Consider the following 26816-nt stretch of genomic DNA (forward strand, 5'->3'; position numbering starts at 1 on the left):
ACGCAGCGTCGCGTCGAGGCCAACCGACCTTCGTGAAACTAAATGAGAATCCAGCCGAACAACAGGAACGTGATGCAGGCGTTATCCGTCCAACCGTCCGGCATGGTCATGCGGGACGGTGGCAAGTCCACAAAAGATGACGGTGGGTGATGGTCCGCGCGGACCATCACCCACCGTCGGGGTACGCCTGTCGTCAGTCCTCGTCGGACTTCGTCCCGCTCATGCCGGAGGAGATCAGCTCCATCACCGAGGAGTCCTGCAGGGTGGTGACGTCCCCGAGCGAACGGTTCTCGGCCACGTCCCGCAGCAGCCGGCGCATGATCTTGCCGGAGCGGGTCTTCGGCAGCTCCGGCACCAGCATGATCTGCCGCGGCTTGGCGATCGGCCCCAGCGTCTTCGCGACGTGGTTGCGCAGGTCGGCGATGAGCTGCTCACCCGCCGCACCGGCGATGTCCGTGCTGCCGCGCGGGATGGCGAACGCCACGATCGCCTGGCCGGTGGTCGGGTCCGTCGCGCCGACCACGGCCGCCTCGGCCACCGACGGGTGCGACACCAGCGCCGACTCGACCTCGGTCGTCGAGATGTTGTGCCCGGACACCAGCATCACGTCGTCCACCCGGCCGAGCAGCCAGATGTGCCCGTCGTCGTCCTTCTTCGCCCCGTCGCCGGCGAAGTACATCCCCTCGAACCGGCTCCAGTACGTCTCGATGAACCGGTTGTCGTCGCCCCAGATCGTGCGCAGCATCGACGGCCACGGTTCGCGCAGCACCAGGTAGCCGCCGCCACCGTTGGGCACCGACTGGCCCTGGTCGTCCACCACGTCGGCGACGATGCCCGGCAGGGGGGTCATCGCCGAACCCGGCTTCGTCGCCGTCACGCCGGGCAGTGGCGAGATCATGATGGCGCCCGTCTCCGTCTGCCACCAGGTGTCCACGATGGGCAGCTCACCCCGGCCGACGTGCTGCCTGTACCACATCCACGCCTCGGGGTTGATCGGCTCGCCGACGCTGCCCAGCAGCCGCAGCGACGACAGGTCGAAGCCCGCCGGGATGTCCTCGCCCCACTTCATCATCGTGCGGATCAGCGTGGGCGCCGTGTAGAGGATGCTGACCTTGTACCGGTCGACGATTTCCCAGAACCGGCCCTTGTGCGGCGTGTCCGGGGTGCCCTCGTACATGACCTGGGTCGCGCCGTTGGAGAGCGGGCCGTACACGATGTAGGAGTGGCCGGTGACCCAGCCGATGTCGGCGGTGCACCAGTAGACGTCCGTCTCCGGCTTCAGGTCGAAGACCGCGTGCGTCGTGTACGACGCCTGCGTGAGGTAGCCGCCGGTGGTGTGCAGGATGCCCTTGGGCCGCGCCGTGGTGCCGCTGGTGTAGAGGATGAACAGCGGGTGCTCGGCGTCGAACGGCTGCGCCGTGTGCTCGGCGGACGCCGTCTCGACCGTCTCGTGCCACCAGTGGTCCTTCTCCGACCACGCCACGTCCTCGCCGGTACGGCGGACGACCAGCACGTGCTCCACCGACGGGCAGCTCGCCACCGCCTCGTCCACGGTCGGCTTCAACGCCGACGGCTTGCCCCGCCGGTAACCGCCGTCGGCGGTGATGACCACCTTGGCGCTCGCATCCTGGATGCGGTTGCTCAACGAGTCGGCCGAGAACCCGCCGAACACCACGCTGTGCGCCGCGCCGATGCGGGCGCAGGCCAGCATGGCCACCGCCGCCTCCGGGATCATCGGCAGGTAGATCGCCACGCGGTCGCCGGCGGTCACGCCCAGGTCGGTGAGCGCGTTCGCCGCCCGGCAGGTCAGCTCGTGCAGGTCGGCGTACGTGAGGGTCCGCGTGTCACCCGGCTCGCCCTCCCAGTGGATCGCCACCTTGTCGCCGCGGCCCGCCTCGACGTGCCGGTCCAGACAGTTGTACGCCACGTTGAGCTGCCCACCGACGAACCACTTCGCGAACGGCGGGTTCGACCAGTCGAGCACCTCGTCCCACTTCTTCGACCAGGCCAGCCGGTCGGCCTGCTTGGCCCAGAAGGCGAGCCGGTCGGCCTGCGCCTCGGCGTACGCGTCGACGGTGACGTTGGCGTGCGCGGCGAGTTCGGCCGGCGGGGGGAACTGGCGCGTCTCGTTCAGCAGATTGGCCAATGCCTCGCTCATGCCGTGACTCCTCGTCCTCTGGGTGACCTGCGTCTCGATGGGCACGAGGGTAGTCGCGGGTCTCCCGGCCGGCGACCGCTGCCCACCTCATCGCGCCGAGCGGCCCCCGCCACGCGCCCGACGGCCCGTCCGGCCTCTCTCGTGCCCCGTGCCGCCTCAGGGTGGACCGGGTGGTCCGGGTCGCGTTGCCGGCGGGTGTGGGCCGCCCGGACCGATCGGATCGCTAGCGTGGCGGGGTGACCACCGACCCGCTCGCCCCGCTGCTCGCGCTCGCCGACATCGCCCCCGCCGTCGACCGGGCCCGCGAACGCTTCGACCAGGCGCTCGGGCACCGCGCGTTGCGCCGCAACGGGGGGCAGGTCGCGGCCGAGGTCAGCCTGCGGTCGGCGGTGGCCAGCGCCGCGCTCGAAGGCGCCGTCCACGAGCGCGAGGAGGTACGGGCCGGCACCGTCACCGAGCCGGTGCTCCAGGGGGCGCTACGGGTCGCCGGGGCACTGCCCGGCCTGAGCGAACTCTGGCCGAAGGCGCCCCGGCAGGCTCTCGCCCGGCTGCACGTCCTCGCCGCCCGGGACATCGTGCCGGAGGCCGAGCTGGGTCGTCCGGTCGCCGATCCGGTGGTCGCCGCACGCCTCGACGGGCTGGCCGGTCTGGTGGCCGGCGGGACGAAGGTCTCCCCGCTGGTCCTGGCCGCCGTCGTACACGGAGAACTGCTCAACCTGCGCCCGTTCGCCGGACCGTCCGGCGTGGTGGCGCGCGGCGCCGCCCGGCTGGTGCTGCTGTCCAGCGGCCTCGACCCGCGCGGCCTGCTCGCCGTGGACGTCGGTCACGCCGAACGCGAGCCCGAGTACGTCGGCGCGGCCGGCGCCTTCGCCACCGGCACCCCGGACGGGCTGCGCTCCTGGCTGCGCCACTACATGGCAGCCGTCGAGGTGGGCGCCGACCAGCTCACCGCGATCGGCGACGACATTCTCGCCGCCGCGTGAGCGGTGGTTCAGTCCCGCCGCGTCGCCCGGTTGACTTTGGCCTGTAGCGCGCGGCGGGCGATGGGCCCGAGATCGTCGACGATCTCCATGAGGAGCGCGAGCTGGTCGAGCGCGGCCATCGCCCGGTCCGCGCCCGCCGGGTCCACCCCGTCGTAGAGTTCCAGCCCGATGAACGCGGCCGAGACCGCACGGGCCAGGCCGGGCACGTCGGCGACCTCGGCGAACGGTGATCCGGCGAGCAGCCTCCGCAGGACCTGCTCGATCTCGTCCACCCAGAGCTGGAGCGCTGCGGCGGTCGGGGCGGCCATGCGCTGGTCCGCCTGTGCGCCCGCCAACATCTGTGCCAGGAAGTTGACGTTGCCGAGTTGGCGTTCCTCCTCGTGCAGCGCCCGTCCGACCGCGAGCAGTTCGCGCAGCGAACCGGTCGAGGCCAGCCGTGCCGACCAGTGCTTCACCCGCTCGGCCGTGCTGGCCCGGCAGGCCGCCGCGAGCAGGTCGTCCACCGTGCCGAAGTGGTAGAAGACCAGAGCCTGGTTCACGCCGGCGGCGGCGGCGATGGTACGGGCCGAGACGCCGGCGATGCCGTGCTCCCGGATGGCGGCGATGGCGCCGTCGAGGAGACGCTGCTTGGTGTCGGACATGGCTCTCCTCTCGGACGGGCGGGGTGCGGCGGTGCGATCATCGCATCGGTGACCAGCTGAGCCAGCCAGGTGGCCCCGGGCAGCCGTAACGTCCAGCCGACCAGAGCCCAGCCGAGATGGATGTGTTCGAACGAGCGGGCGATGGCGGCCACCCCCCGTTCCGTGTGGCCGTCGCCGCCCACGTACTCCGCCCGCCACAGCACACGCTCGTGCTCCCGGGCCGCCCGGATCCGCAAGCCGACCGGGTGCCGCCGGGCCACCATCCGCCAGGTGGCCGCGCAGGGTCCGCAATCGTCGTCCAGCCAGAGGACGGCCGGCGGCTCCGAGGGGTACGGCCGCCAGCGGGGCCACCAGTCGCGTACCTGCCGCCGGTAGGACCGCCAGGAGTCGCCGTAGCGCGTGCGCAGGTCGTGTTGCTCGTGTGGTCCGGCCACCGACGCGCCGAACGCCGTCGCCGACACCGCCGCCAGTGCCAGGGCGACGCTCCCGGTGACCGCCGCGGTGAACAGCAGCAGCGCCACGGCGGCAAGCTGCATCGGGTTGGCCAGGTACGCGTACGGGCCGGTGGTCACCAGGCGGCGCGGCGGATCCCACGGGTACGGCGTGCCACCACCCCGGGCGGCGAACTCCGCGACGGCGGCCAGCGCCGGCACGGCCATGAGCAGGGCCACCTGCGCGACGATCAGGATTCTGGTGCGGTCCAGCGCGATCAGCCCGGACCAGGACCCGTCGCCGACCTCGAACGCCAGGGTGGGGACGAACCAGAGCAGCAGGGCCGCGAAGACTCCCACCTGGAGGAGGGCCCGTGCTCCCAGATGCCGGCGGTCGGCGCAGAAGCGACCGAGCAGTTGAGCGGGCAGCGCCACCCCGAGCAGGCCGACGACCTCTCCGGCGAGCCAGTGCGGACCGAGGCTGACCAGCGGGTGCAGCGCCGGCATCGCCACCGCGTCGATCCAGAGGAGCAGACCCAGCGCGACCGGCAGCGGCAGCGTCCGGCGCAACAGCACCGGCAACGGGCCCCAGAGGGCCGCCCAGCCGATCCAGAGGTCCACCGGCATTCCCCGGTACGCGCCGTCGACCGGAGCGAAGGCGTACCAGTTGTTGAGGCGGGCGACCTCGTGCAGCGCGGCGATGCCGATCCCGGCGGCCAGGAACGCGAGCAGTCCCGCGCCCCGGACGGACCGGTCCCGCTCCCGAGCGCCGACGGCCAGCACGGCGGTGAGCGGCACGGCGAGGCTCAGCCAGCGGGCGGCGGTCATTCGAGCGCCAGCATGTCGAGAAGGTGCCCCATTCCGGCGCCGAGCAGCGCCTGCTGGATCGGGCCGAAGTACCAGGACGGGTCCAGGCCCCGTGTGTAGTCGACACGGATCCGGATCTCGGTGTGCCCGGGGTCGAGCGCCCGCCAGCTCAGGGCCGCGTGCCGCCAGGTGAACCAGCGCGCGGTGATGGAGCTGTCCTCGACGAAGTCGAAGCCCACCTGGCCCGGCGCGGCGCTCTCCACCGTGGCGAGCAGGTGGCCCCCCGGGCCGTGCGCGCTGCCGTGATAGCCGAACATCCACCGGTCGCCGACGTCGAGCCCGTCGCCGGTGACCTGGCCGGGCGTGGGCACACCCAGGAGCCGCAGGGGCACCGACCGGACGTCGGTCGGGCGGGGGCCGGCGGTGAGGCGTTCGGCCACCTGTTCCGCCGGGAGCCCGACGACGCGGGTCACCTCGACCGTCTGCTCCGGAGCCACCCGGGGAGCGATGCCGCTGCCCTCCAGGCCGGGCAGGAGCAGCAGGGGTACGGCCACGAGGGCGTACGGGCGGTTCGCTTCCCGCAGGGCGCGGATCAGCGCGGTGGTGCCGTGCGCCACCCCGTAGACCAGCGGGGCGGCCAGCAGAACGCAGATCGCGCCCTCGTGCAGTGCCACCGACGCCATCAGGAGGGCCATCGTGGTGATTGCGAAAACCCTGCCGTGAGCCGTCCGGCGGGGTGCGAGCGCGAGGGCGGCGGCCAGTAGCACCGGGAGCGCCACGAAGAGCACCGCGCTGTCGGTCCGGCCCTGCCGCACCACCATGACGAAGACGACCACCCCGAAGAGGGTGATCAACCCGGCCAGGATCCAGTGCGCCCTCGTTCTGTGCGGTGTCGGTTCAGTGTCGTCGTCGTTCATGCCAGTCTCCCCATCTTGAGCGGTCGCTCAAGCGCAGGGTACGTTCTTTTGAGCGTTCGCTCAATACGGCGTGGGACCGGGGGCAATGGAATGTGTCGGATAGACGACTGTCGACGATGCTGCTGGCGACCGTGGCGGGTTCAGGAATGAGCGCCGAAAGAGCCCACGCCCACCAAGGGTGGCGTCGTGGCTGACTGTCGGAGGTCGTGCGCGACCCGGACGGGCCTTGGTCAGGCCGTGGCGGCAGCGCGGGTGCGGCGGTGCCGGCCGTACCAGGCGATGCCGATGGCCACGCCCACACCGACCCCCAGGGCGGCCGCCGCCACCGGAACGGCCGGCCGTTCCCGCCACCGGCGACCCAGCGGAATCGGATGCCGGAACTCCAGCACCGGCCAGGCGTTCTCCGAGGCCAGCTTGCGTAGCTGCCGATCCGGGTTGACCACGCTCGGGTGCCCCACGCACTCCAGCAGCGGACGGTCGCTGTACGAGTCGGAGTAGGCGTACGAGTCGGCCAGGTCGTAGTCCCGGGCGGCGGCCAACTCGGTGACCGCCTCGACCTTGCTCGGGCCGGCCGCGTAGAACTCGACCTCGCCGCTGTAACGGCCGTCCCGCACCGTCATCCGGGTGGCGATCACGTCGGTCACCCCGAGCAGCTCGCCGATCGGGCGGACCATCTCCTCGCCGGACGCCGACACCAGCACCACGTCCCGCCCGGCCGCCTGGTGCTCCTCGATCAGGGCGGCGGCTTCGGCGTACACATAGGGGTTGATCAGCTCGTGGAGTGTTTCCGCGACGATCTGGCGGACCTGTTCCACCTGCCAGCCCTTGCAGAGGGCGGCCAGGTAGTCCCGTGTTCGGGCCATGGTCTGCTCGTCGGTGCCGCCCAGCCGGAACATCAGCTGCGCGTACGCCGACTTGACCACGTCACGCCGAGTGATCAGCCCGTCCCGGTAGAACGGCCGACCGAACGCCAGGGCGCTCGACTTGGCGATGACGGTCTTGTCCAGATCGAAGAAAGCGGCACTTCGGCCCACGGCGCGAAAGTCTAGCCGGATGGTCTATCGTCGGCGGGTGCCCGGGGTCAGGCCACCCCTTGGACCTGCGGACGGGCGCCCCCACCACCGCTCAGCGTGACCGTGCTCACATTCAGCGAGGAGATTTTCGCGCTGAGTGGAGTGAACACCACTCGACGTGACGGGTCCGCTCAGGCAGACTTGTCCGCACGACGTGCTTTCACATCCCCGAAACAGACAGACCCTCGGCGGTTGCACCCCCCGTGACCGCTGAGTGGTTCGGCTCGACCCCCCCGGAGCCGAACCGTTGACGACCCCCGTCTCCCCCCGACGGGGGTCGTCCCTTTGCGTGGAGCGCTCCCGCCCCGCCTCGCCTCGCCGATCTCGCACTTCCTGTCGTCGGTATGCGTGGGATGCCCCTTTATGTCGCCACAGGAAGTGGAAGATCGCGGTCAACCACCGTCCGATCTTGTCGATCATGGAGTTGTGGTGCCGGGTTTGGGGATTTAAGGGTGCTTTTCCGCCCACCACGACTTCATGATCGACGGGCGGGGCGGGGAGGGGAGCCCGGCCGATTCGTCCGAGTCGCTGATCCCTCTGCCGCCGATGGAGCTGACGCCGCCGCCGGCCGATCCGGCGCGACTGCGGGAACTGCTCAAGGTTGAGTACGGGCCGGGGGCGGCGAGCAAGGCGGTCGGCATGCTCTACGGGCTGTACGTCATACCGCGTGCCGTTCGAGCGGAGATCCTGTGGGTCCTCGCCGACCTGCCCGGCCTGCGCTGGCGGGGGCAGGTGACCGATCGCGCCGGTCGGGCCGGTGTCGCGGTCACCTACGACGACCGGGAACACGACGCCCAGTCCCTCCTGATCTTCGACGCGAACACCGGCGGCCTGCTCGCCCACGAGATGCTGACGCTCACGCCGATACGGCTCAACGCGTACCAGATGATCATCGACACCGCCTGGACGGACCGCGTCGGCTGACCGGCGATTTCTGGGGCCGCTCCCTCGGGAGCGGCCCTTCGGTGTTTTTGCGGCAGCGCCGTTAGCTGCACAAACGCCAGTGCGCGTAGCAGATCAACCGTCTCGGTGGGCGTTGTCCACAGGCCCCGAAGTTGTCCACAGGCGACGGGGTCGAGAGCGGCGTGCGGGCTTCCTCGCGAGCAGGGTCGGCGGTGCATCCGATCCCGACCGCTGGAGGCCGCGATGGCACCCCGTACCTCCGTCCCGCCGATCCGACGGCTCCCACTGGTCGTCACGGGGGACGGCGACCTGCTCGACGACCTGCTCCGACTTGCCGCGGCCGGCGGGACCGAGGTGGAACTCGCCGCCGACCCGGCCGCGGCACGCACCCGCTGGGCCTCCGCGCCGCTGGTGCTGCTCGGCGTCGACCAGGCGCAGGCGTGCCTGCGGGCCCGACTGGCGAAACGGCCCCGGTTGGTGCTCGTCGGCAGGGCCGGCCAGATCGACCCCGGCTGGCAGATCGCCGAGCTGATCGGCGCCGAACACGTCGCCGCGCTGCCCGCCGCCGAGCCGTGGCTCGTGGACCGGCTGGCCGAGCACGGCCCCGACCAGCCAGCCGGCCCGAACGCGCGGGTCGTCGCGCTCTTCGGTGGCCGAGGTGGTGCCGGGGCGAGCGTGCTCGCCGGCGGTCTCGCCGTGACCGCCGCGCGCGCCCGACTGCGCACCCTGCTCATCGACGCCGATCCGCTCGGCGGTGGCCTCGATCTCGTCCTCGGCTGGGAGCAGTTGGAGGGGCTGCGCTGGCCGTCGCTGACCGGCGCGGACGGACGGGTGGACGCCCCCGCGCTGGTCCAGGCCCTGCCCAGTCGGGGTGACCTGGTGGTGCTCTCCTGGGACCGCGGCGAGATGCTGGCACTGCCCGCCGCGGCAATGGCGGCAACCGTCGATGCCGCCCACCGGGGCCGGGACTTCGTGGTGATCGACCTGCCCCGGCAGCTCGACGACGCTGCCGTGGTCGCGTTGCAGGCCGCCGATCAGGCGTTCGTCGTCGTGCCGGCCGAGTTGCGTGCCACCGCGGCCGCCGCCCGCGTGGTGGCGGTGGCCGCACCACACTGCGACGCGCTCTCGGTGGTGGTGCGCGGGCCCGCCCCGGGCCGACTGCGCGCCACCGAGGTGGCACGGGCGCTGGGACTTCCGCTGGCGGGCACGCTGCGCCCCGAGCCCGGGCTCTGCCGTGGACTCGAACGCGGCGAGGCCCCGGCGGCGGCCGGCAAGGGCCCGCTCGCCGCCCTGTGCCAGCGGATCGTCGCGGACCTCACCGGCGCCACGAGCGGTGCGGCATGAGCGCCCGGCCGGAGGATGCCTCCTTCGCGGCCCGGGTACGGCAGCGGATCGTCGCCGCCACCGACCCGGTCACCCCGGCGGCGATCGTGTCCGCCGTACGCGCCGAACCCACCGCCGCGGTCCTGGGTGACAACGCCGTCCTGCGGATCGCCGACCGGGTGCACGACGACCTCGTCGGCGCCGGACCGCTCGCCCCGCTGTTGGCCGATCCAGAGGTGACCGACGTCCTGGTCAACGGCGTACGCGTCTGGGTGGACCGGGGCGCTGGGCTGCACCAGGTGGCAACCCCGGTGGGCTCCGTCGACGACGTCCGCCGGTTGGCGCAGCGACTCATCGCCAGCGCGGGTCGGCGGCTCGACGACGGCTCCCCGTACGCGGATGCCCGCCTGCCCGACGGCACCCGCCTGCACGCCGTACTGCCTCCGGTGGCCACCGAGGGCCCCTACCTGTCCCTGCGGACGTTCCGGCACCGCCCGTACACCCTCGACGAGCTGGTGAGCCAGGGGACGGTGCCGCGACCGGTGGCACCACTGCTCGCCGCCGTCGTCGCGGCACGGCTGGCGTACCTGGTCACCGGCGGTACGGGCTCGGGCAAGACCACACTGCTCAACACCCTGCTCGGGTTGGTGCCGGCCACCGAACGGATCGTCCTGGTGGAGGACGCGGCGGAGCTGCAACCGGGGCATCCGCACGTGGTCGGGCTCCAGGCTCGTACCGCAAACGTCGAGGGGACGGGCGTGGTCAGCCTCGGAGACCTGGTCCGGCAGGCCCTGCGGATGCGCCCGGACCGCCTGGTCGTCGGGGAGTGCCGGGGCGCCGAGGTGGTCGACCTCCTGGCCGCGTTGAACACGGGCCATGACGGCGGTGCCGGCACGCTGCACGCCAACACCCCGTCCGACGTGCCGGCCCGGCTGGAGGCGCTCGGCATGCTCGGCGGGCTGCCCCGCGCCGCGCTGCACGCCCAGGTGGTCGCCGCGCTGCAGGTTCTGCTTCAGGTACGGCGTGGCGATCGGGGCCGCGTCCTCGAATCGATCTGTCTGTTGCTTCCCGAAGGGCCGGAGCGCCTGGCCACCGTGGTGCCCGCCTGGGTACGTGGACGAGGGCTCGGCCTGGCCGCCCGTACCTTCGGCGCGCTGTTGCGGGACCGGGGCGTCGCGGTCCCGCCGATCCTCAGCGAGCCGTGGCCCGGATCGGCAGGTCCGGCATGAACGCCACGATTGCGCTGGTCGGGGTGCTGCTGCTGTCCATCGCGATCCTGGTGGTCCTGCGGACGAAGAGCGTCAGGGACCGCCGGCGTCGGGTGCTGGCGCCGACCCGACGTGCCATCGGTGTCGACCCGGACGACGCCCTGGTCGAGTGGATCAGGGAACTCGCTCGCGGGGAGGACCGACCGATCGACGAACTCGGCGACGTGCCGGTTCCGGCCCCACCGGGCGCGCTCGCGCAGGCGACGCCCAGCAGCGGGCGGGCGGCGATCGCCTGGTCCACCCGGGACCGGAACGACAGCCCGGGCCGCTCGAGAGCGACCGGCGGACCGATGGGGCCCACCCGACCGTCCGGCCCGGCACGTCCGCCGGCCCGCCGGGACTCGCGCCGCCCGGCCGCCAGCACCGGGCCGGAGGCCGGGACCCTCAAGGCCGTCGACTCCCCGCACCAGGCGAAAGGCGGGCAGCTCGCGGACTCGGCCGGCCACGCGGGCGGCGGGCTGCGCGCGGAGCCGGCGGCCCTGGAAGGCGCGGACTCGGCCGGCCACGCGGGCGGCGGGCAGCTCGCGGACCCGGCCGGCCACGCGGGCGGTGGGCTCCTTGCGGACCCGGCCGGCCACGCGGGCGGCGGGCTGCGCGCGGAGCCGGTGGGCCCGGAAGGCGGCGGTGGGCAGCTCGCGACCCTCTCGGTGCGCACCCGACGGTCACCGCGTCGTGTGCTGCTCCTGGTGGGTCTGGCGGGAGCAGGTGTCGGTGTCCTGTCCGCCGGGCCGGTGGCCGGGGTGGCGATGGCCGGTTACGGCACGCTCGCCACCCGTGCTTTCTTGCGGTGGAGGGCGAACCGGCAGGCTGAGCTGGTTCGACGGCACGCCCTGGACCTGCTCTGTGGTCTGGCGGCGGACCTGCGGGCGGGTCTGCCCGTGCCGCCGATCCTCGAGATCGCCTCCGTCACGGGAGTCCCGGTGGCCGGCGTCGACCGGCTTCGCGAGCTGACCGCGGCCGCCGTGCGGCTGGCGGATCGGACCGGCGCGCCGCTGGCGGAGTTGATCGAACGGATCGAGGCGGACGCGCGTGCGACCGACCGTGGGCTGGCCGCAGCAGCGGCACAGGCGGCTGGCGCGCGCGCCACGGCCTGGTTGCTGGCGGCACTGCCGATCGGTGGGATCGGGCTCGGCTACGGGATCGGGGTCGATCCCCTGGCGGTACTCCTGCACGACACGGTCGGTGGGGTGTGCGCGGTTCTCGCCGTCGGCCTGCAGATCGTCGGTTTGTTCTGGGCTGAGCGGCTGGGCGCTGGGCCGGGGAGGGGCGCCTGATGCCCCCGGCGCTGCTCATCGGCCGGGCTACCGGCAAACGCCGCCGTCCGGATGCGATCCGGCTCGCGGCTGGTCTGGCCGGGCTCGCCGTGGCGGTGGTTGTCGGGGGCTGGTCCGGGTTGCTGGGCGCGGTTCCGGTCGCCGTCCTGCTGGACGTGTCACTGCGGCGGATCGAGCCTCCCGCCGTACGCGACCAGCGCCTTCGGGAGGCCGCCGACCTGCCGCTCGCCGCCGATCTCCTGGCGGCGGCGATGCGGGCCGGTGCGCCGGTGGATCGCTCGGTCCTGGCGGTGGCCGAGGCCCTCGACGGCCCGCTGGCCACTCGACTCGCCCGGGTCGGCCGCACGCTGCTCCTCGGCGGCGGCCCAGCGGAGGCGTGGTCGGCGTTGGACGGTGTGCCAGGGGCGGAGCGGATGGCCGCAGCGGCGTTCCGCTCCGCCAACAGCGGCGCGGCGTTGGCCGGTGCGCTGACCCGTCTCGCCGACGACCTGCGGGCCGACCGGGCCACCGCAGCCGAGGCGTCGGCCCGTCGGGCGGGCGTCCTCATCGTGCTGCCCCTGGGGCTCTGTTTCCTGCCCGCGTTCATTCTCGCCGGCCTGGTGCCGGTGATCGTCGCCGTTCTCGGCGACGTGCTCTGACCCATCGAGGAAGGGAAGATCCATGCGCAAACTCATCGCCCGGCTGCACGGTGACGACGGGATGAACACCGCCGAGTACGCCGTCGGCACACTCGCCGCGGTGGCCTTCGCCGGGATCCTGTTGAAGGTCCTGACGTCCGGCAACGTCCAGTCCGCCCTGACCGCGGTCATCGACCGGGCACTCAAGTGATCGGGCGCCGGCAGGTCGACCGTACGCGGAACAGGGACGCTCCGGGGCGCGCGTCCGACGGCGGCCGGTGGGCCCCCATCGTCGGCGGCGATCGGGGATCCTTCACCGCCGAGCTGGCGGCCGGCCTGCCGGCGCTTCTCCTGCTTCTGCTCGCCGGCCTGACTGCGGTGAACGCCGTCAGCACGCAGGCGAGCTGCCTGCACACCGCCCGCGAAGCCGCACTCGCCACCGCCCGGGATGCCAGCAAAGCGGACGGGGAACAGGCCGCGCCACCGGGGACAGAGGTGTCGGTGTCGATCGACGGTGAGCGGGTGCGGGCGACAGTCCGAGCACCCGTCCGTGCGCTCGGCGGCCGGCTACCACGGATCACCGTGGTGGCCACCGCCGTCGCGGCCGTGGAACCCGGCGTTCGAGAGGTGAGCCGGTGATGCGCTGGCCGAAGGTACGGGCGCGCGGTAACGGCGGCAGCAATGGCGTCGGGCAGGGCCACCGTCAGTTCCGTACCGGCGGACCGGACATCCAGCGGGACCTTGACGGCCGGGCGAACGTGGAGCGGGGTGGCGCGACTGTCCTGCTACTCGCGCTGGGGCTGGTGTTCGTGTTGGTGGGGACATTCGGGGCCGCCGTCGCCGCGACCGGGATGGCGGCCCAACGGGCGGCGGTGGCCGCTGATCTCGGCGCGCTCGCCGGTGCCACCCGCGCGCTCGACGGTGCTGCGGCGGCGTGCGCGTCCGCTGCGGACATCGCCCAGCGCAACGCCGGCAGGATGGTCGACTGCGTCGTCGACGGCCTGGACGTGCTGGTGACCGTCGAGGTGGCGTTCACGCCGATTCCGGGTCTGACCCGGGTCGCGGCGTCGACGGCCCGCGCCGGGCCGGTGCGCGCGTGAGCGGCTCGGCCAACTGGCGAGCGCCGTGGAGTCGAGCCGGTCACGGTGATGCGTTGACGACATCAGCTCCAAAGGGACGGACCACACCGACCGTGGGGAGGGGACGCCATCCTCATCTGGGCGTTGCCGCTCCCGGGGGCGCCACCGCTTCGAACGGCCGCAACCGGGCCGCAACCGGGCCGTAGCCGACCGGCCGGGGCGGGGTGGTGAACCCTGCCCCGGTCCAGCGGCCGAGGAACGAGCGGTGGGTACCGGTCGGGTGCGTCAGCGAGCCTGGAGCGCGTCGAGGGCGACGGCCATGGCGATGACGAGGCGGCGGTCGATCTGCGGGTTCTGCACCTCGACGACGTACTTGTCGCGCAGGCCCCACTTCTTGACCACCGAGAAGACGGGCTGACCGCCGGCGAGGAAGTCGAAGTGGTACGGCAGCCAGGACAGCGAGTCGACGAACCGGCGCAGCAGCGCCACCGGCAAGCTGCGCTCCTGACCCGTCACCTGCGGCAGGCCGGCCTGCTCGACGTGCCAGGTGGAGCGGAGCAGGGACTGGGCGAAGTCCTTGCGGAACAGGCCGATCGGGTTGCCGGCCGCGTCGGTGACGTCGTACGTGGCACCGAGGTCGATGCGCTGGCGGGCCTTGAAGCCGAGCAGGGGCTGCTGCTTGGAGTCGTCGGTGTAGATCGTCACCTGCTCCTTGAAAGCGAGCCGCTTCTGCTGCGCGAACGCGAGGAGTTCGCCCTCGCTGCCGTCCGGGGCGACCGCCCGGACCTCGTACTGGTTGACCATCATCCGCAGCCGCTGGCGGATGTGGAACTGCGTCAGGGTCTGCAAGTTGTCGAGCTGCATCTGGTCTCCTCAGAGGGTGTCGCGCCGGAGTCTCGCACAGCACGGCAACCGCCGTCGGCCCGTGCCGCGACCGCCCCACCCTGTCGACCACCCCAACCAGATCACCCTGCCGGTCCAGCCTGACCGGTCCGCCCGGCCGGACCGGTCACGCGCAGACTCAGCGACCGTCCACGGTCGACCGCAACGACCAGGTGTTGAGCACCTGGTGGATGCCGCGCAGCCTCTCGTTGATCTGCTCCAGCCGTTCGGCCTGAGCGAGAGCGGCCAGCGCGCTTCCGAGCGCGATCTGCTGGTCGAGGGTGAGGTGATCCTGGTCGATGGTGTAGAGCAGGTCGACGGTCTCAGCGATCGTGTCGGCCACAACTTCTCCTCGGGCACGGGGGCGAACTACAACACAAACATCGATGGAAGCGCTCCCACACCATTGTGCCCAGTGCGACCGGTATTCATGCAAGGTGACTCAGGAGGGCAGATTCCGCAGCACCACGTCGAGTACCCGGATCGCGTCCGGCTTCGAGAGCGGGTTGTTGCCGTTGCCGCACTTCGGTGACTGCACGCAGGACGGGCAGCCGGTCTCGCAGCCGCACTCCGCGATCGCGTCGCGGGTGGCCCGCAGCCACGCCGACGCCGTCCCGTAGGCGCGCTCCGCGAAGCCCGCGCCGCCCGGGTGCCCGTCGTAGACGAAGACCGTCGGCGCCTCGGTGTCCGGGTGCAGGGCGGTGGAGAGACCACCGATGTCCCACCGGTCGCACGTCGCCATCAGCGGGAGCAGGCCGATCGCGGCGTGCTCGGCGGCGTGCAGTCCGCCCGGCACGTCGGCCGGCTGCACCCCGGCGGACGTCAGCGACCGCTCGGACAGCGTGAACCACACCGCCACCGTGCGCAGCTCCCGGGCGGGCAGGTCCAGCGGCCGGGTGTCGATCACCTCGCCGGTGGCGATCCTGCGTCGCTGGTACGACACCACCTGGCTGGTGACGTCCACCTCGCCGAGGAACATCCCGACCGGCCCGGCGTCGACGTAGGAGCGCACCGACACCACGGACAGGTCCGTGACGTCCCGGGCGTGGGTGGACCAGTCCGGCTCCTCGACGTGTACGAGCGCGCAGCCGTCGGCGAGGTCCAGTTCGTCGACCACGTACGAGACGCCCTGGTGCAGGTAGACCGCGCCGGGGTGCAGCAGGAAATGGGACGAGCCACCGTCGACCGTGCCGAGTAGCCGGCCGGTGGTCGACTCCACCACGCAGACCGGCGCGCCGCCCTCGCCGCGCAGGTCCACCTCGGGGCGCTCGCGGTGCCGCCAGTACCAGCCGGTGGGCCGCTGCCGCAGCGCGCCGGCCGTCACCAACTCGTCCACGGCTTCCTTCGCCCCGTCGCCGAAGAGCGCCAGGTCGGCCGGGGTCAGCGGCGCCTCGGCGGCCGCGCAGGCCAACTGTGGGGCCAGCACGTACGGGTTGGCCGGGTCGAGCACCGTCGCCTCCACCGGCGCGCCGAAGATCGCCTCCGGGTGGTGTACGAGGTAGGTGTCGAGCGGGTCGTCCCGGGCCACCAGCACCGCGAGAGCCTCCTGGCCGGAACGCCCGGCGCGGCCCGCCTGCTGCCACAGCGACGCCCGCGTGCCCGGGTAGCCGCAGATCAACACCGCGTCCAGCCCCACCAGGTCCACGCCCAGCTCCAGCGCGTTTGTGGAGGCCAGGCCGAGCAGGTCGCCGTGCAGCAGCGCCCGTTCCAGCTCGCGCCGCTCCTCGCGCAGGTAGCCGCCCCGGTAGGCGGCCACCCGGTCGCCGAGCCCGGGCACGGCGTCGTCGAGCGCCCGGCGCGCGTTGGCGGCCACCACCTCGGCGCCCTTGCGGGAGCGGACGAACGCGAGTGTGCGTACCCCCTCGGCGACCGTGTCGGCGAGCAGGTCCGCCGTCTCCCGCAGCGCCGAGCGGCGGACCTGACGGAGGTCGTCGTGGTCGCCTGTCGCCTGCGGGGGGACCGGAGAGGAGGAGCCCGAGTCGGGTGGCAGCAGCGGCGGTTCCCAGAGCGCGAAGGTCACCCCGCCGCGCGGGGAGGTGTCCTCGGTGACAGCGGTCACCGGCAGGCCGGTGAGTCGCGCGGCGGCGGTCGCCGGGTCGCCGGACGTGGCCGAGGCGAGGACGAACACCGGGCTGGCCCCGAAGCGCGCACACTGCCGGCGCAACCGGCGCAGCACGTGCGCGACGTGCGAGCCGAACACACCCCGATAGGTGTGGCACTCGTCGATCACCACGTACGCCAGTCGGCGCAGGAACCCGGACCACTGGGCGTGGCCGGGAAGGATGCCGTGGTGCAGCATGTCCGGGTTGGTCAGCACGAAGCGGGAGTGTCGGCGGATCCACTCCCGTTCCGCGCGCGGTGTGTCCCCGTCGTAGCAGGCGGGGCGTACCCCCTCCAGCTCCAGGCCGGCGACGGCCCGCAGCTGGTCGGCGGCGAGGGCCTTGGTCGGCGCCAGGTAGAGCACGGTGGCCCGGGGATCGGCGAGCAGCGTGGCCAGCGCCGGGAGCTGGTACGCCAGCGACTTGCCGGATGCGGTGCCGGTGGCGACGATCACGTGGCCGCCCTCGTACGCCAGGGTGGCGGCCTCGGCCTGGTGCTGCCAGGGCGCGACCACGCCGCGGCGGGCGAACGCCGCCGGTAGCTCCGGCGGCGCCCATGTCGGCCACGGTGCCGGCACCCCGACGCGGGCGGGCACCCGCTCGACGTGGGTGACCGGATCGCCCGCGCCCCGGGCGCGCAGCCGGCGCAGCAGGTCGACCGGCGGGGAGGAAGTCACGTCCTGCACTCTCGCACTGGTGTTCGGAGATGAAAAGCCGGGCCCGGGGGTAAGGGGAAAGCCGCCGCCGGTGACCGCAGGGTGTCCCGGCGGTAGTGGTTAGATGCCCAGGAGAGTTTACGGCTCTGGCGAGGAGGACCGATGGAGCTGTCGCTGGCGACGCGCACCGTGGGCGAGCACACGGTGCTCGAGGTCGGCGGTGAGGTGGACGTCTACACCGCGCCCCGGCTCCGCGAACGTCTCCTCGAGCTGATCGACGGCGGCGCCCGGCACGTGATCGTGGACCTGGGGCGGGTGGACTTCCTCGACTCCACCGGTCTGGGCGTGCTGGTGGGCGCGCACAAGCGGCTGCGTACGGCCGGCGGCTCGTTCGCCCTGGTCTGTGACAAGGAGCCGCTGCTCAAGATCTTCCGGATCACGGCGCTGGACCAGGTGTTCCCGCTGCACGCCACGGTCGAGGCGGCGGTCGGCGCGGGCCCGAGCGGCGCCAACGCGTGATGGCGACGGTCCGGCTCTCCTTCTCTCCGGCCCCGGTGCACGTGCGTACCGCCCGTCTGGTCGGCGTGGCCGTCGCCCGGCGGGCCGGTGTCCGCGAGGACCTGCTGGACGAGGTGCGCCTGGCCATCGGCGAGGCGTGCACCCGGGCGGTCGCCCTGCACCGTCAGTACGGCCTGGCCGATCCGGTGCTGGTGGAGATGTCCGACGGCGGCACGTACGCGGTGCGGGTCGTGGACCGGGCGCCGATCGAGGCCGGTATCGGGCTGGCGGCGCTGCCGCCGGACGAGCTGGCGAACGAGTCGCTGACCGACGAGGCGCTGACCACGGGTGTCGGGTTCGCCCTGCTCGCGGGCTTCGTCGAGGACCTGCAGGTGCGCCCGGTCGACGAGGGCATCGGCACCGAGGTGCGGATGGTGTGGCCCGTCGGGCGCTGATTTCGAAACGACTGCTCACAAGGCCGTGTCCCCACCGGGGATGCGGCCTTGTCGTCATGGATCGGGCCCTATATCAGATTTCGTTTCATAACACAGCGACGAAGATCATCGAGACACGGTGCCCCCTCCGTGTGACCTCGAACACTGTGGAGGGCTACAGTACCCGGGTTGTCAGCAAGTGATCCAACCCGCAGCCAGCGGGTATGGGTGGTCATCGCTGGTCCGCTGGGGTGGGTTGGCGCGCGCTTGCGAGTCCGCATCCAGGCGTCGACCGGTGCGTCTCCACCCGTCGACGCGAGTGTTCGGTAACAGGAGGACACAGATGTCCGAGACCTTGGCCGCCGATGGCGGCGGGCTTTCCCTTACCGGAAGCAATGTCACGTACGTCGTCATCGCCGCGGTCATCGCGCTGGTGGCGCTCGTCTTCGCCGCCGCTTTGACGAAGGCCGTGCTGGCAGCCGGCAAGGGCACCACCAACATGCAGGAGATCTCGGGGGCGGTCCAGGAGGGCGCCTCGGCCTACCTGCTCCGCCAGTTCCGCACCTTGGCGATCTTCGTCGTCGTCGCCGTGGTGCTGCTCTTCCTGCTGCCGGTGCACGACACCGACGGCAGCGAGATGGCCGTGAAGCTCGGCCGCTCGCTCTTCTTCGTGGTGGGCGCCGTGTTCAGCGCGTCCATCGGTGGGGCCGGAATGTGGCTGGCGACCCGCGCGAACCTGCGCGTGGCCGCCGCCGCCCGGGAGCGACAGGGTGGCCGCGAGGCGGCCATGAAGATCGCCTTCCGGACCGGCGGTGTGGTCGGCTTCCTCACCGTCGGCCTCGGCCTCTTCGGCGCCGCGCTCGTCGTCCTGGTCTACCGGGGTGACGCGCCGACGGTGCTGGAGGGCTTCGGCTTCGGCGCCGCACTGCTGGCGATGTTCATGCGGGTCGGCGGTGGCATCTTCACCAAGGCCGCCGACGTCGGCGCCGACCTGGTCGGCAAGGTCGAGCAGGGCATCCCCGAGGACGACCCGCGCAACGCCGCCACCATCGCCGACAACGTGGGCGACAACGTGGGCGACTGCGCCGGCATGGCCGCCGACCTGTTCGAGTCGTACGCGGTGACGTTGGTGGCCGCGCTGATCCTGGGGCGGGCCGCCTTCGGCGAGGACGGTCTGGTCTTCCCGCTGATCATCTCCACGATCGGTGTGCTGGTCGCCATCGTCGGCGTCTTCATCACCCGGTTGCGCGCCTCCGACCGCAACGGTCTCACCGCGATCAACCGGGCCTTCTACATCTCCGCCGTGATCTCCGCGGTGCTGGTGGCGATCGCCGCGTACGCGTACCTGCCGGCAACCTTCGCCGACCTGGAGGGTGGCCTCAGCGACGTCGACCGCAACCCGCGCCTGGTGGCCATCGGCGCGGTGGTGATCGGCATCGTGCTGGCCGCCGCGATCCAGGCGCTGACCGGCTACTTCACCGAGACCAACAAGCGGCCCGTGCAGGACATCGGCAAGAGCTCGCAGACCGGTGCCGCCACCGTCATCCTCGCCGGTATCAGCGTCGGCCTGGAGTCGGCGGTCTACTCGGCGCTGCTGATCGGCGCCGGTGTCTTCGGGGCGTTCCTGCTCGGCGGCAGCTCCATCACGCTCTCGCTGTTCGCGGTGGCGTTGGCCGGCACCGGCCTGCTCACCACCGTCGGCGTCATCGTCGCCATGGACACCTTCGGGCCGATCTCCGACAACGCCCAGGGTGTCGCGGAGATGTCCGGCGACATCGACGAGCACGGCGCGCGGACGCTCACCGAGCTGGACGCGGTCGGCAACACCACCAAGGCGATCACCAAGGGCATCGCGATCGCCACGGCGGTCCTCGCCGCGACCGCGCTGTTCGGCTCGTACACGGACACCCTGCGGACCGCGTACGCGGACGCCGGGGTGGGCGACGTCGGGACCGAGATCCTCAACTCGCTGAACGTGGCCAACCCGCGCAACCTGGTCGGGTTGATCATCGGTGCGGCGGTCGTCTTCCTCTTCTCCGGGCTGGCCATCAACGCGGTGTCCCGCTCGGCGGGCGCGGTCGTCATGGAGGTTCGCCGGCAGTTCCGTGAGCTGCCCGGCATCATGGATCGCACCCAGCGCCCGGAGTACGGCAAGGTCGTCGACATCTGCACCCGGGACGCGCAGCGCGAGCTGATGACCCCCGGTCTGCTCGCCATCCTGGCGCCGATCGCGGTCGGCTTCGGCCTCGGGCCGGGCGCGCTGGCGGCGTACCTGGCCGGTGCGATCGGCGCGGGCACGCTGATGGCGGTGTTCCTGGCCAACTCCGGTGGCGCCTGGGACAACGCCAAGAAGCTTGTCGAGGACGGCGCGTACGGCGGCAAGGGCTCCGAGGCGCACTCCGCGACGGTCATCGGCGACACCGTGGGTGACCCGTTCAAGGACACCGCCGGCCCGGCCATCAACCCGCTGATCAAGGTGATGAACCTGGTCTCGCTGCTGATCGCGCCCGCCGTGGTGGCGTACAGCGTCGGCGACGACCGCAACGTCGGCCTGCGGGTGGGCATCGCGCTGGTCGCCACGCTGATCATCGTGGCGTCGGTGGTCTTCAGCAAGCGCAAGGGCATCGCCATGGACGACTCCGACACCGGCGCGGGCAGCGCCGACCACCGTCCGGAGACCGTCAACGCCTGACATCGGCGGCACCGGGGTCCCCGTCCGACGCACCCGTCGGGCGGGGACCCCGGCCATCCGGACCGGTGCCACACCTGGCCGAACGTCGTACGCTGCAACGCATGCGTACGTGCCGGGCGTCTGCCGCCGGAAAGCTCACGGTGGTCCTGGCCACGCTCGTCGTCGTCCTCGCCGGCTGCGGTGGCGGGCCCAGCCCACGTGCCTGGGCGGCCTCGGTCTGCGGCGCGCTGACCCCGTGGCGCTCCGAGATCAGCAAGTTGACCAGCAGCACGGATCAGCAGATGACGGCGCAGACCACTCCGGCGCAGGCCAAGGAGAACCTGGTGCGGCTCTTCGGTGGCGCGGAACAGGCCAGCGAGACCGCGCGCCGCAAGGTCGAGCAGGCCGGCGTCCCGGAGATCGACAACGGGGAGGCCATCTCCGCCGGTTTCCGGGGGTCGCTGGAGAAGATGCGGGACGCCTACGGCCGGGCCCGGGACACCATTGAGGGGTTGGGCACCGGCGAGCCGTCCGCCTTCTACGGCGGCGTGCGGGCCGCCGTGGACACCTTGAACAAGGAGTACGACGCCAGCGCGCTGGACACCAGCAAGCTCAACTCCGAGGAGCTGAAACAGGCCTTCGACGAGGTGCCCGAGTGTCGCTGAACGGGATCGGTGACACGCCGGCCGCGCAGTCGCTGCCGGCGCTGTTCCCCGTACCCGAGCCCGACCCGCCGCCGGCGGGTCCGAGCCGGCGGCGCGGCGGCCCCGACCGGTCCGAGTCGGCCCTTCCCGGGTCACCCCGGGCCGCCGACGAGGCGGGACGGCAACTCGTCTTCTTCGGCGCGGACGCCGCCGAACCGGCGGTCGCCGACCTGGCCGGGCTGCTCGCCGGGCCCGGCGAGGTCGTCCGGATGGGTGGCACCGCCCGTCTCGCGGTACGGGTGGACGCCGCCTGGCGCGTGCACGTGCTCGTCGCCGAGCTGGCCCTGCGCGGGCTGGCCGCGAGCTGGGAGCCGACCGAGGACCAGCGACACACCGTGCGGACGTCGTACACCCGGTTGTTGAAACCGCTCGCGGTCGCCTGGCTGGACGGTTCGGCGAAGCGTCCTCCGGCGGCCTTGCACCTGACCGGCCGGCGGCTGCGGCTGTGGCTCGCCGCCGCCGGCAGCCCGGAGCCGCCGGGCGGCTTCCTGTTGCGCCTCGGCGCGGGTGACCAGCCGTCCTGGGACGTTGTCGGCGCGGCTCTCGCCGCCGCCGGTCTGGCCGGCACGCTGCTCGGCCCCGACGAGGGCGGACCGGCGTACCGGATCACCGGCCGCCGCCGCCTGGCCCGCCTGGCCGAACTGGTCGGCGCGCCACCGCCGGCGGCACCCCCCGACGCCTGGCCCTGACCCCCCGCCCCTGACCCCCGCCCCGCCGCCGCCCCGGCGCTCATTGGCGTCGATCATGGAGTTGTGGTGGTGGACGTACTTCTCCTTCGGGGCCTAAACGCCCACCACAAGCCCATGATCGACGCGAGCGGGGGCGGCGTGGGGGTGGCGTCGGGCGGGGTGTCAGGTGTTGGACAGCTGGGCTTGGACGGGCTGGTTGGGGGTCCGCGATCGTCACAGTGACCCGCTTCGAGCCCTACCCACGGTGTACGGTGGCGCCGTCCGGCAGTGTCGAGCACGGCGGGCGGGAGCCGACCGCCGCGCCGCAGCGGATTGCCGCCCGCGAAACCCGAAACGCGGACGGCGCGTTACGTTGGACATCCGGACCGCCGGTGCCACGGCGGGGTCGAGAGCGGTCGCTGTCGTAGGCGCCAGCAGGCCACGAGCAGGAGTGAGGTCGGGGAGAGACGTGCCGAGCAACGCTGGAACCACCCGTCTGGTCATCGTCGAGTCACCGGCGAAGGCCAAGACGATCTCGGGCTACCTCGGCCCGGGGTACGTCGTGGAGGCCAGCTTCGGTCACGTCCGCGACCTGCCGCGCAACGCCGCCGACGTGCCGGCCAAGTACAAGGGCGAGTCCTGGGCCCGCCTCGGCGTGGACGTGGACAACGGCTTCCACGCCCTCTACGTCGTGTCCGCCGACCGCAGGCAGCAGATCACCAAGCTGGTGAAGCTGGCCAAGGAGGTCGACGAGATCTTCCTGGCGACGGATGAGGACCGCGAGGGTGAGGCCATCGCCTGGCACCTGGTCGAAACCCTCAAGCCCAAGGTTCCGGTCAAGCGGATGGTCTTCCACGAGATCACCAAGCCGGCGATCCAGGCCGCCGTCGCCAACCCCCGCGAGATCGACCGCGACCTGGTCGACGCCCAGGAGGCCCGGCGCATCCTCGACCGTCTCTACGGCTACGAGGTCTCCCCGGTGCTGTGGAAGAAGGTCATGCCGAAGCTCTCGGCGGGCCGGGTGCAGTCCGTGGCGACCCGGATCGTGGTCGAGCGGGAGCGGCAGCGGATGGCCTTCCGCACCGCCGAGTACTGGGACATCCTGGCCACCCTCGCCGTGGCGAACGCCGGCGAGGGACCGCGCACCTTCAACGCCACCCTGATCGCGCTCAACGGCGACCGGATCGCCACCGGTAAGGACTTCGAGCCCACCACCGGCAAGGTCCGGGCCGGCGCGGGCGTCGTCCACCTCGACGAGGGCGGTGCCCGAGGTCTGGCGGCCCGGCTCGACGGGCGACCGTTCACGGTCACCCGGGTCGAGGAGAAGCCGTACCGCCGTCGTCCGTACGCGCCGTTCATCACCTCGACCCTCCAACAGGAGGCGGCCCGCAAGCTGCGCCTGTCGTCGCAGCAGACGATGCGCACCGCGCAGCGGCTGTACGAGAACGGCTACATCACCTATATGCGTACCGACTCGGTGAACCTGTCGGAGACCGCCATCTCGGCGGCCCGCCGGCAGATCGTCGAGCTGTACGGCGAGCGCAGCGTCCCGCCGGAGCCCCGCCGCTACACCGGCAAGGTCAAGAACGCGCAGGAGGCGCACGAGGCGATCCGCCCGGCGGGGGACAACTTCCGTACCCCGGGCGAGGTGGCCAAGGAGCTGTCCGCCGAGGAGTTCAAGCTCTACGAGCTGATCTGGCGGCGCACCATCGCCTCGCAGATGACCGACGCCGTCGGCTCCAGCGTCTCGGTGCGCATCCGCGCGGTCTCCACCTCGCAGGAGGAGGCCGACTTCGGCGCGACCGGCAAGACCATCACCGACCCGGGCTTCCTGCGCGCGTACGTCGAGTCCAGCGACGACGAGAACGCCGAGGCCGAGGACGCCGAGCGCCGGCTGCCCACCCTGGTCAAGGACCAGCCGCTGACTGCCGACGAGCTGGCCGCGCAGGGGCACCACACCCAGCCGCCGTCTCGCTACACCGAGGCGTCGCTGGTCAAGGCCCTGGAGGAGCTGGGCATCGGCCGCCCGTCCACCTACGCGTCGATCATGCAGACGATCCAGGACCGGGGGTACGTCACCAAGCGCGGCCAGGCGATGATCCCCACGTTCCTGGCCTTCGCGGTGATCGGCCTGATGGAGCGGCACTACCCCCGCCTCATCGACTACGACTTCACCGCCAGCATGGAGAACGAGCTGGACGAGATCGCCGGCGGTGACCACGCCGCGGTCGACTTCCTCACCGCGTTCTACTTCGGCAGCGCCAACGGCGCCGGTGACCAGGACATCGCCCGCTCCGGTGGGCTGAAGAAGCTCGTCACCGAGAACCTCAGCGAGATCGACGCGCGCAGCGTCAACTCGATCCCGCTCTTCACCGACGAGGACGGCCGCGAGGTCGTGGTGCGGGTCGGGCGGTACGGGCCGTACCTGCAGCGGGCGGTCCCCGGCGAGACGCCGGCCGCTCCGGCCGAGGGCGAGGAGGCCGGCCCTCAGGGTGACCGGGCGCCGATCCCCGAGGGTCTTGCCCCGGACGAGCTGACCCCGGAGAAGGTGCACGAGCTGTTCCTCGGCGGCAGCGGCGAGCGCAAGCTCGGCGACGACCCGGCCACCGGCGAGCCGATCGTGCTCAAGTCCGGCCGCTTCGGCCCGTACGTCTCCAGCGGCGAGCGCAAGTCGTCCCTGCTGCGCTCGCAGACGCCGGAGTCGCTCTCTCTCGACGAGGCGCTGCGGCTGCTCAGCCTGCCCCGGCTGGTGGGCACCGCGCCCGACGGTGTCGAGGTGTTCGCCAACAACGGTCGCTACGGGCCGTACGTGAAGCGGGGCGAGGAGTTCCGTTCGCTCGAATCCGAAGAGCAGATGTTCACGGTCACCCTGGACGAGGCGCTGGCCCTGCTTGCCGCTCCGAAGACCCGGGGTCGCCGGGCCGCCGCGCCGCCCCTGCGCGAGATGGGCGTCGACCCGCTGACCGAGAAGCCGCTGGTGATCAAGGATGGGCGTTTTGGTCCGTACGTCACCGACGGAGAGGTCAACGCGTCCCTGCGGCGCGGGCAGACCCCGGAGGCGCTGAGCATCGAGGAAGCGTCCGAGATGCTGGCCGACAAGCGGGCCAAGGGCCCGGCGCCGCGCAAGAAGGCGGCGGCGAAGAAGGCCCCGGCGAAGAAGGCGACGGCGGCCAAGAAGGCCACGGCGACGAAGAAGACGGCTGCGGCGGCGAAGTCCACCGCCGCGAAGAAGACCACCACTGCCAAGGCGACGGCGGCCAGGAAGGCGGCCCCGGCGAAGAAGGCGGCTCCGAAGAAGGCCACCACCGGTCCTGCCGAGGAGTGACAGCCAGCCGTTGCCCCAAATGGGGTAAATGTCTGATTTAGTGGCGGGGTTCTGGCGTGGACTGCCTAACGTGAGGGAATGTTCGCAGTCCCTGTCCCGCGCCCCCGCGTTCTCGTCGGTGCTGTGGCGGGCGCGCTGCTGCTCGCCGTGGCCGCGATCGGCATCCGGACGACGGACGCGGACAACCCCTCGCCAGCCGGCGCCATCGCGTCGCACGCGTCACCGCAGGCCGTCGCCGCAGGGCCGACCCGGACGCCCGCCGACCGGCGGACCGTACGACTCGTCGCCGCGGGCGACGTTCTGATCCATCCAGCGGTGACCGACCAGGCGCGCCGGGACGGTGCCCGCGCCGGAAGCATGGACTTCGCCCCGATGTTCGCCGGGGTCGCCCCGGCGGTCCGAGACGCCGACCTGGCGCTGTGCCACCTCGAGACACCACTGGCCGATCCCGCCGGCCCGTTCGCCGGCTATCCGTCGTTCAACGCGCCCCCGCAGGTTCTCGACGGGCTGCGCGCCACCGGGTTCGACGGCTGCTCAACCGCGTCCAACCACACTCTCGACCAGGGCGCCGACGGGGTGGTCCGGACAATCCGCGCACTCGACGCCGCCGGGCTGGGGCACACCGGCAGTGCCCGCAGCGCCGCCGAAGCGGCCCGGCCCCGGATCTACCAGGTCGGCGACGTTCGCGTCGCGCACCTGGCGTACAGCCTGAACTTCAACGGGCTGAGTCGCCCCCGGGGCAAGCCGTGGCTGGCCAACCTGATCGATCCGCCTGAGATCCTCGCCGCCGCTCACAGGGCGCGGGCCGCCGGTGCCGACATCGTCGTGCTCAGCCTGCACTGGGGTACGGAGTATCAGCACCTGCCGGACGCCGACCAGCGGGCCTGGGCCCAGCAGTTGATCTCCTCGCCCGACGTGGACCTCATCCTGGGCCATCACGCCCACGCGGTGCAGCCGTTCCAGCGCTTCGGCGACAAGTGGGTGGTCTTCGGTATGGGCAACGAACTGGCCCGGCACGAGGAGCCGATCGACGACAACCGCGAGGGTGTGATGGTCCGGGCGACCTTCACCGAGACGGCTCCGGGGCGCTGGACGGTGACCCGGATGGAGGCGCTGCCAACCTGGACCGATCTGGCGCCGGCCCTCCGGCTGGTCGACCTGACCGCAGCGCTTGCCGACCCGGGCACCCCACCAGGTCTGCGGGGCGGCTATCGGGCGGCGTACCAGCGGGTGCTCGGCTACGTCCGGGCACTGGGCGCCGGCCCGGATCAGGTGGTGGCATCGGGCGGTTGAGCGCCACCGCCGAGGACGCGGTCGCAGCTACCGCCCCCGGGCTCGAACAGGGGTGCTCTGCACCACCGCGACGTCCTGCTCACCCGGCTCAGGCTGATGCTGGGTGTCCAGG

24 protein-coding genes are annotated in these 26816 nt (G+C 72.3%); 16 read left to right on the forward strand and 8 right to left on the reverse strand.

What is annotated here, in order from left to right; genetic code table 11:
• Positions 1-193: 193 nt before the first annotated feature.
• On the reverse strand, positions 194-2158 hold the full coding sequence (gene acs / locus ACTFTM_RS02990) for an acetate--CoA ligase (protein WP_449564337.1): 1965 nt from the start codon (positions 2156-2158) through the stop codon (positions 194-196).
• A 236-nt stretch (positions 2159-2394) separates the two neighbouring features.
• On the opposite strand from acs, the gene ACTFTM_RS02995 reads away from it, so the two are divergent.
• A complete protein-coding gene (locus ACTFTM_RS02995; RefSeq protein WP_449564338.1) occupies positions 2395-3141 on the forward strand; it encodes an oxidoreductase in 747 nt (248 codons plus the stop codon).
• 8 nt (positions 3142-3149) lie between these two features.
• On the opposite strand, the gene ACTFTM_RS03000 is transcribed toward ACTFTM_RS02995, so the two are convergent.
• From ACTFTM_RS03000 to ACTFTM_RS03015, 4 genes are all read right to left on the reverse strand, one after another.
• Positions 3150-3782: a TetR/AcrR family transcriptional regulator gene (locus ACTFTM_RS03000; RefSeq protein ID WP_449564339.1), complete on the reverse strand. Its 633-nt coding sequence runs from the start codon at positions 3780-3782 to the stop codon at positions 3150-3152.
• The gene (locus ACTFTM_RS03005; RefSeq protein WP_449564340.1) at positions 3677-5041 is read right to left on the reverse strand and encodes a methyltransferase; all 1365 of its coding nucleotides are present in this window, start codon (positions 5039-5041) and stop codon (positions 3677-3679) included. The genes ACTFTM_RS03000 and ACTFTM_RS03005 overlap by 106 nt, the downstream gene beginning before the upstream one ends.
• On the reverse strand, positions 5038-5937 hold the full coding sequence (locus ACTFTM_RS03010) for a hypothetical protein (protein ID WP_449564341.1): 900 nt from the start codon (positions 5935-5937) through the stop codon (positions 5038-5040). The genes ACTFTM_RS03005 and ACTFTM_RS03010 overlap by 4 nt, the downstream gene beginning before the upstream one ends.
• A 230-nt stretch (positions 5938-6167) precedes the next feature.
• Positions 6168-6971 carry an HAD family hydrolase gene (locus ACTFTM_RS03015; protein WP_357123615.1) on the reverse strand — a complete coding sequence of 268 codons (804 nt, stop codon included), beginning with the start codon at positions 6969-6971 and terminating at the stop codon, positions 6168-6170.
• Positions 6972-7487: 516 nt separating this feature from the next.
• On the opposite strand from ACTFTM_RS03015, the gene ACTFTM_RS03020 reads away from it, so the two are divergent.
• The 8 genes from ACTFTM_RS03020 to ACTFTM_RS03055 all read left to right on the forward strand — a co-directional run bounded on the left by ACTFTM_RS03020 (position 7488) and on the right by ACTFTM_RS03055 (position 13495).
• Positions 7488-7934 (forward strand): hypothetical protein, encoded by a 447-nt coding sequence (locus tag ACTFTM_RS03020; RefSeq protein WP_449564342.1) that lies wholly within the window; start codon positions 7488-7490, stop codon positions 7932-7934.
• A 222-nt stretch (positions 7935-8156) separates the two neighbouring features.
• The gene (ssd, locus tag ACTFTM_RS03025) at positions 8157-9257 is read left to right on the forward strand and encodes a septum site-determining protein Ssd (RefSeq protein ID WP_449564343.1); all 1101 of its coding nucleotides are present in this window, start codon (positions 8157-8159) and stop codon (positions 9255-9257) included.
• Entirely contained in the window at positions 9254-10465 is a 1212-nt protein-coding gene (locus tag ACTFTM_RS03030) for a TadA family conjugal transfer-associated ATPase (protein ID WP_449564344.1), read from the forward strand. The genes ssd and ACTFTM_RS03030 overlap by 4 nt, the downstream gene beginning before the upstream one ends.
• Positions 10462-11778 carry a hypothetical protein gene (locus tag ACTFTM_RS03035; RefSeq protein WP_449564345.1) on the forward strand — a complete coding sequence of 439 codons (1317 nt, stop codon included), beginning with the start codon at positions 10462-10464 and terminating at the stop codon, positions 11776-11778. Before ACTFTM_RS03030 ends, ACTFTM_RS03035 begins: the two co-directional genes overlap by 4 nt.
• Entirely contained in the window at positions 11778-12416 is a 639-nt protein-coding gene (locus ACTFTM_RS03040) for a type II secretion system F family protein (protein WP_449564346.1), read from the forward strand. Before ACTFTM_RS03035 ends, ACTFTM_RS03040 begins: the two co-directional genes overlap by 1 nt.
• A 22-nt stretch (positions 12417-12438) precedes the next feature.
• Complete coding sequence (locus ACTFTM_RS03045) at positions 12439-12606, forward strand: DUF4244 domain-containing protein (protein ID WP_109818247.1); 168 nt, start codon at positions 12439-12441, stop codon at positions 12604-12606.
• Positions 12607-12683: 77 nt separating this feature from the next.
• A complete protein-coding gene (locus ACTFTM_RS03050; protein WP_449566523.1) occupies positions 12684-13034 on the forward strand; it encodes a TadE family type IV pilus minor pilin in 351 nt (116 codons plus the stop codon).
• Entirely contained in the window at positions 13034-13495 is a 462-nt protein-coding gene (locus tag ACTFTM_RS03055) for an Rv3654c family TadE-like protein (protein ID WP_449564347.1), read from the forward strand. The genes ACTFTM_RS03050 and ACTFTM_RS03055 overlap by 1 nt, the downstream gene beginning before the upstream one ends.
• A gap of 264 nt (positions 13496-13759) precedes the next feature.
• Here the strand turns inward: ACTFTM_RS03055 and ACTFTM_RS03060 are convergent, their stop codons facing one another.
• The 3 genes from ACTFTM_RS03060 to ACTFTM_RS03070 all read right to left on the reverse strand — a co-directional run bounded on the left by ACTFTM_RS03060 (position 13760) and on the right by ACTFTM_RS03070 (position 17141).
• The gene (locus ACTFTM_RS03060) at positions 13760-14338 is read right to left on the reverse strand and encodes a hypothetical protein (protein ID WP_449564348.1); all 579 of its coding nucleotides are present in this window, start codon (positions 14336-14338) and stop codon (positions 13760-13762) included.
• Between the two features lie 157 nt (positions 14339-14495).
• On the reverse strand, positions 14496-14699 hold the full coding sequence (locus tag ACTFTM_RS03065) for a hypothetical protein (protein WP_449564349.1): 204 nt from the start codon (positions 14697-14699) through the stop codon (positions 14496-14498).
• A 99-nt stretch (positions 14700-14798) separates the two neighbouring features.
• On the reverse strand, positions 14799-17141 hold the full coding sequence (locus ACTFTM_RS03070; protein WP_449564350.1) for a DEAD/DEAH box helicase: 2343 nt from the start codon (positions 17139-17141) through the stop codon (positions 14799-14801).
• A gap of 132 nt (positions 17142-17273) precedes the next feature.
• On the opposite strand from ACTFTM_RS03070, the gene ACTFTM_RS03075 reads away from it, so the two are divergent.
• The 7 genes from ACTFTM_RS03075 (at position 17274) to ACTFTM_RS03105 (ending at position 26704) form a co-directional block, all read left to right on the forward strand.
• Entirely contained in the window at positions 17274-17630 is a 357-nt protein-coding gene (locus ACTFTM_RS03075; protein ID WP_449564351.1) for an STAS domain-containing protein, read from the forward strand.
• Positions 17630-18064: an ATP-binding protein gene (locus ACTFTM_RS03080; protein ID WP_234584146.1), complete on the forward strand. Its 435-nt coding sequence runs from the start codon at positions 17630-17632 to the stop codon at positions 18062-18064. The genes ACTFTM_RS03075 and ACTFTM_RS03080 overlap by 1 nt, the downstream gene beginning before the upstream one ends.
• Before the next feature lie 322 nt (positions 18065-18386).
• Complete coding sequence (locus tag ACTFTM_RS03085; protein WP_449564352.1) at positions 18387-20735, forward strand: sodium-translocating pyrophosphatase; 2349 nt, start codon at positions 18387-18389, stop codon at positions 20733-20735.
• 101 nt (positions 20736-20836) lie between these two features.
• Complete coding sequence (locus ACTFTM_RS03090) at positions 20837-21379, forward strand: hypothetical protein (RefSeq protein WP_449564353.1); 543 nt, start codon at positions 20837-20839, stop codon at positions 21377-21379.
• A complete protein-coding gene (locus ACTFTM_RS03095) occupies positions 21370-22107 on the forward strand; it encodes a hypothetical protein (RefSeq protein WP_449564354.1) in 738 nt (245 codons plus the stop codon). Before ACTFTM_RS03090 ends, ACTFTM_RS03095 begins: the two co-directional genes overlap by 10 nt.
• A gap of 448 nt (positions 22108-22555) precedes the next feature.
• On the forward strand, positions 22556-25411 hold the full coding sequence (gene topA, locus ACTFTM_RS03100; protein WP_449564355.1) for a type I DNA topoisomerase: 2856 nt from the start codon (positions 22556-22558) through the stop codon (positions 25409-25411).
• A 78-nt stretch (positions 25412-25489) separates the two neighbouring features.
• Complete coding sequence (locus tag ACTFTM_RS03105) at positions 25490-26704, forward strand: CapA family protein (protein WP_449564356.1); 1215 nt, start codon at positions 25490-25492, stop codon at positions 26702-26704.
• The last annotated feature ends 112 nt before the right edge of the window (positions 26705-26816 follow it).

This window comes from Micromonospora sp. RB23, from assembly GCF_053585025.1.

Bases quoted from the DNA above. Each gene is read 5' to 3' on its own strand.
- acs (WP_449564337.1), bottom strand. From the start codon at position 2,158: ATGAGCGAGGCATTGGCCAATCTGCTGAACGAGACGCGCCAGTTCCCC.
- ACTFTM_RS03000 (WP_449564339.1), bottom strand. From the start codon at position 3,782: ATGTCCGACACCAAGCAGCGTCTCCTCGACGGCGCCATCGCCGCCATC.
- ACTFTM_RS03005 (WP_449564340.1), bottom strand. From the start codon at position 5,041: ATGACCGCCGCCCGCTGGCTGAGCCTCGCCGTGCCGCTCACCGCCGTG.
- ACTFTM_RS03010 (WP_449564341.1), bottom strand. From the start codon at position 5,937: ATGAACGACGACGACACTGAACCGACACCGCACAGAACGAGGGCGCAC.
- ACTFTM_RS03020 (WP_449564342.1), top strand. From the start codon at position 7,488: ATGATCGACGGGCGGGGCGGGGAGGGGAGCCCGGCCGATTCGTCCGAG.
- ssd (WP_449564343.1), top strand. From the start codon at position 8,157: ATGGCACCCCGTACCTCCGTCCCGCCGATCCGACGGCTCCCACTGGTC.
- ACTFTM_RS03030 (WP_449564344.1), top strand. From the start codon at position 9,254: ATGAGCGCCCGGCCGGAGGATGCCTCCTTCGCGGCCCGGGTACGGCAG.
- ACTFTM_RS03035 (WP_449564345.1), top strand. From the start codon at position 10,462: ATGAACGCCACGATTGCGCTGGTCGGGGTGCTGCTGCTGTCCATCGCG.
- ACTFTM_RS03040 (WP_449564346.1), top strand. From the start codon at position 11,778: ATGCCCCCGGCGCTGCTCATCGGCCGGGCTACCGGCAAACGCCGCCGT.
- ACTFTM_RS03045 (WP_109818247.1), top strand. From the start codon at position 12,439: ATGCGCAAACTCATCGCCCGGCTGCACGGTGACGACGGGATGAACACC.
- ACTFTM_RS03055 (WP_449564347.1), top strand. From the start codon at position 13,034: ATGCGCTGGCCGAAGGTACGGGCGCGCGGTAACGGCGGCAGCAATGGC.
- ACTFTM_RS03060 (WP_449564348.1), bottom strand. From the start codon at position 14,338: ATGCAGCTCGACAACTTGCAGACCCTGACGCAGTTCCACATCCGCCAG.
- ACTFTM_RS03075 (WP_449564351.1), top strand. From the start codon at position 17,274: ATGGAGCTGTCGCTGGCGACGCGCACCGTGGGCGAGCACACGGTGCTC.
- ACTFTM_RS03080 (WP_234584146.1), top strand. From the start codon at position 17,630: ATGGCGACGGTCCGGCTCTCCTTCTCTCCGGCCCCGGTGCACGTGCGT.
- ACTFTM_RS03085 (WP_449564352.1), top strand. From the start codon at position 18,387: ATGTCCGAGACCTTGGCCGCCGATGGCGGCGGGCTTTCCCTTACCGGA.
- ACTFTM_RS03090 (WP_449564353.1), top strand. From the start codon at position 20,837: ATGCGTACGTGCCGGGCGTCTGCCGCCGGAAAGCTCACGGTGGTCCTG.
- ACTFTM_RS03105 (WP_449564356.1), top strand. From the start codon at position 25,490: ATGTTCGCAGTCCCTGTCCCGCGCCCCCGCGTTCTCGTCGGTGCTGTG.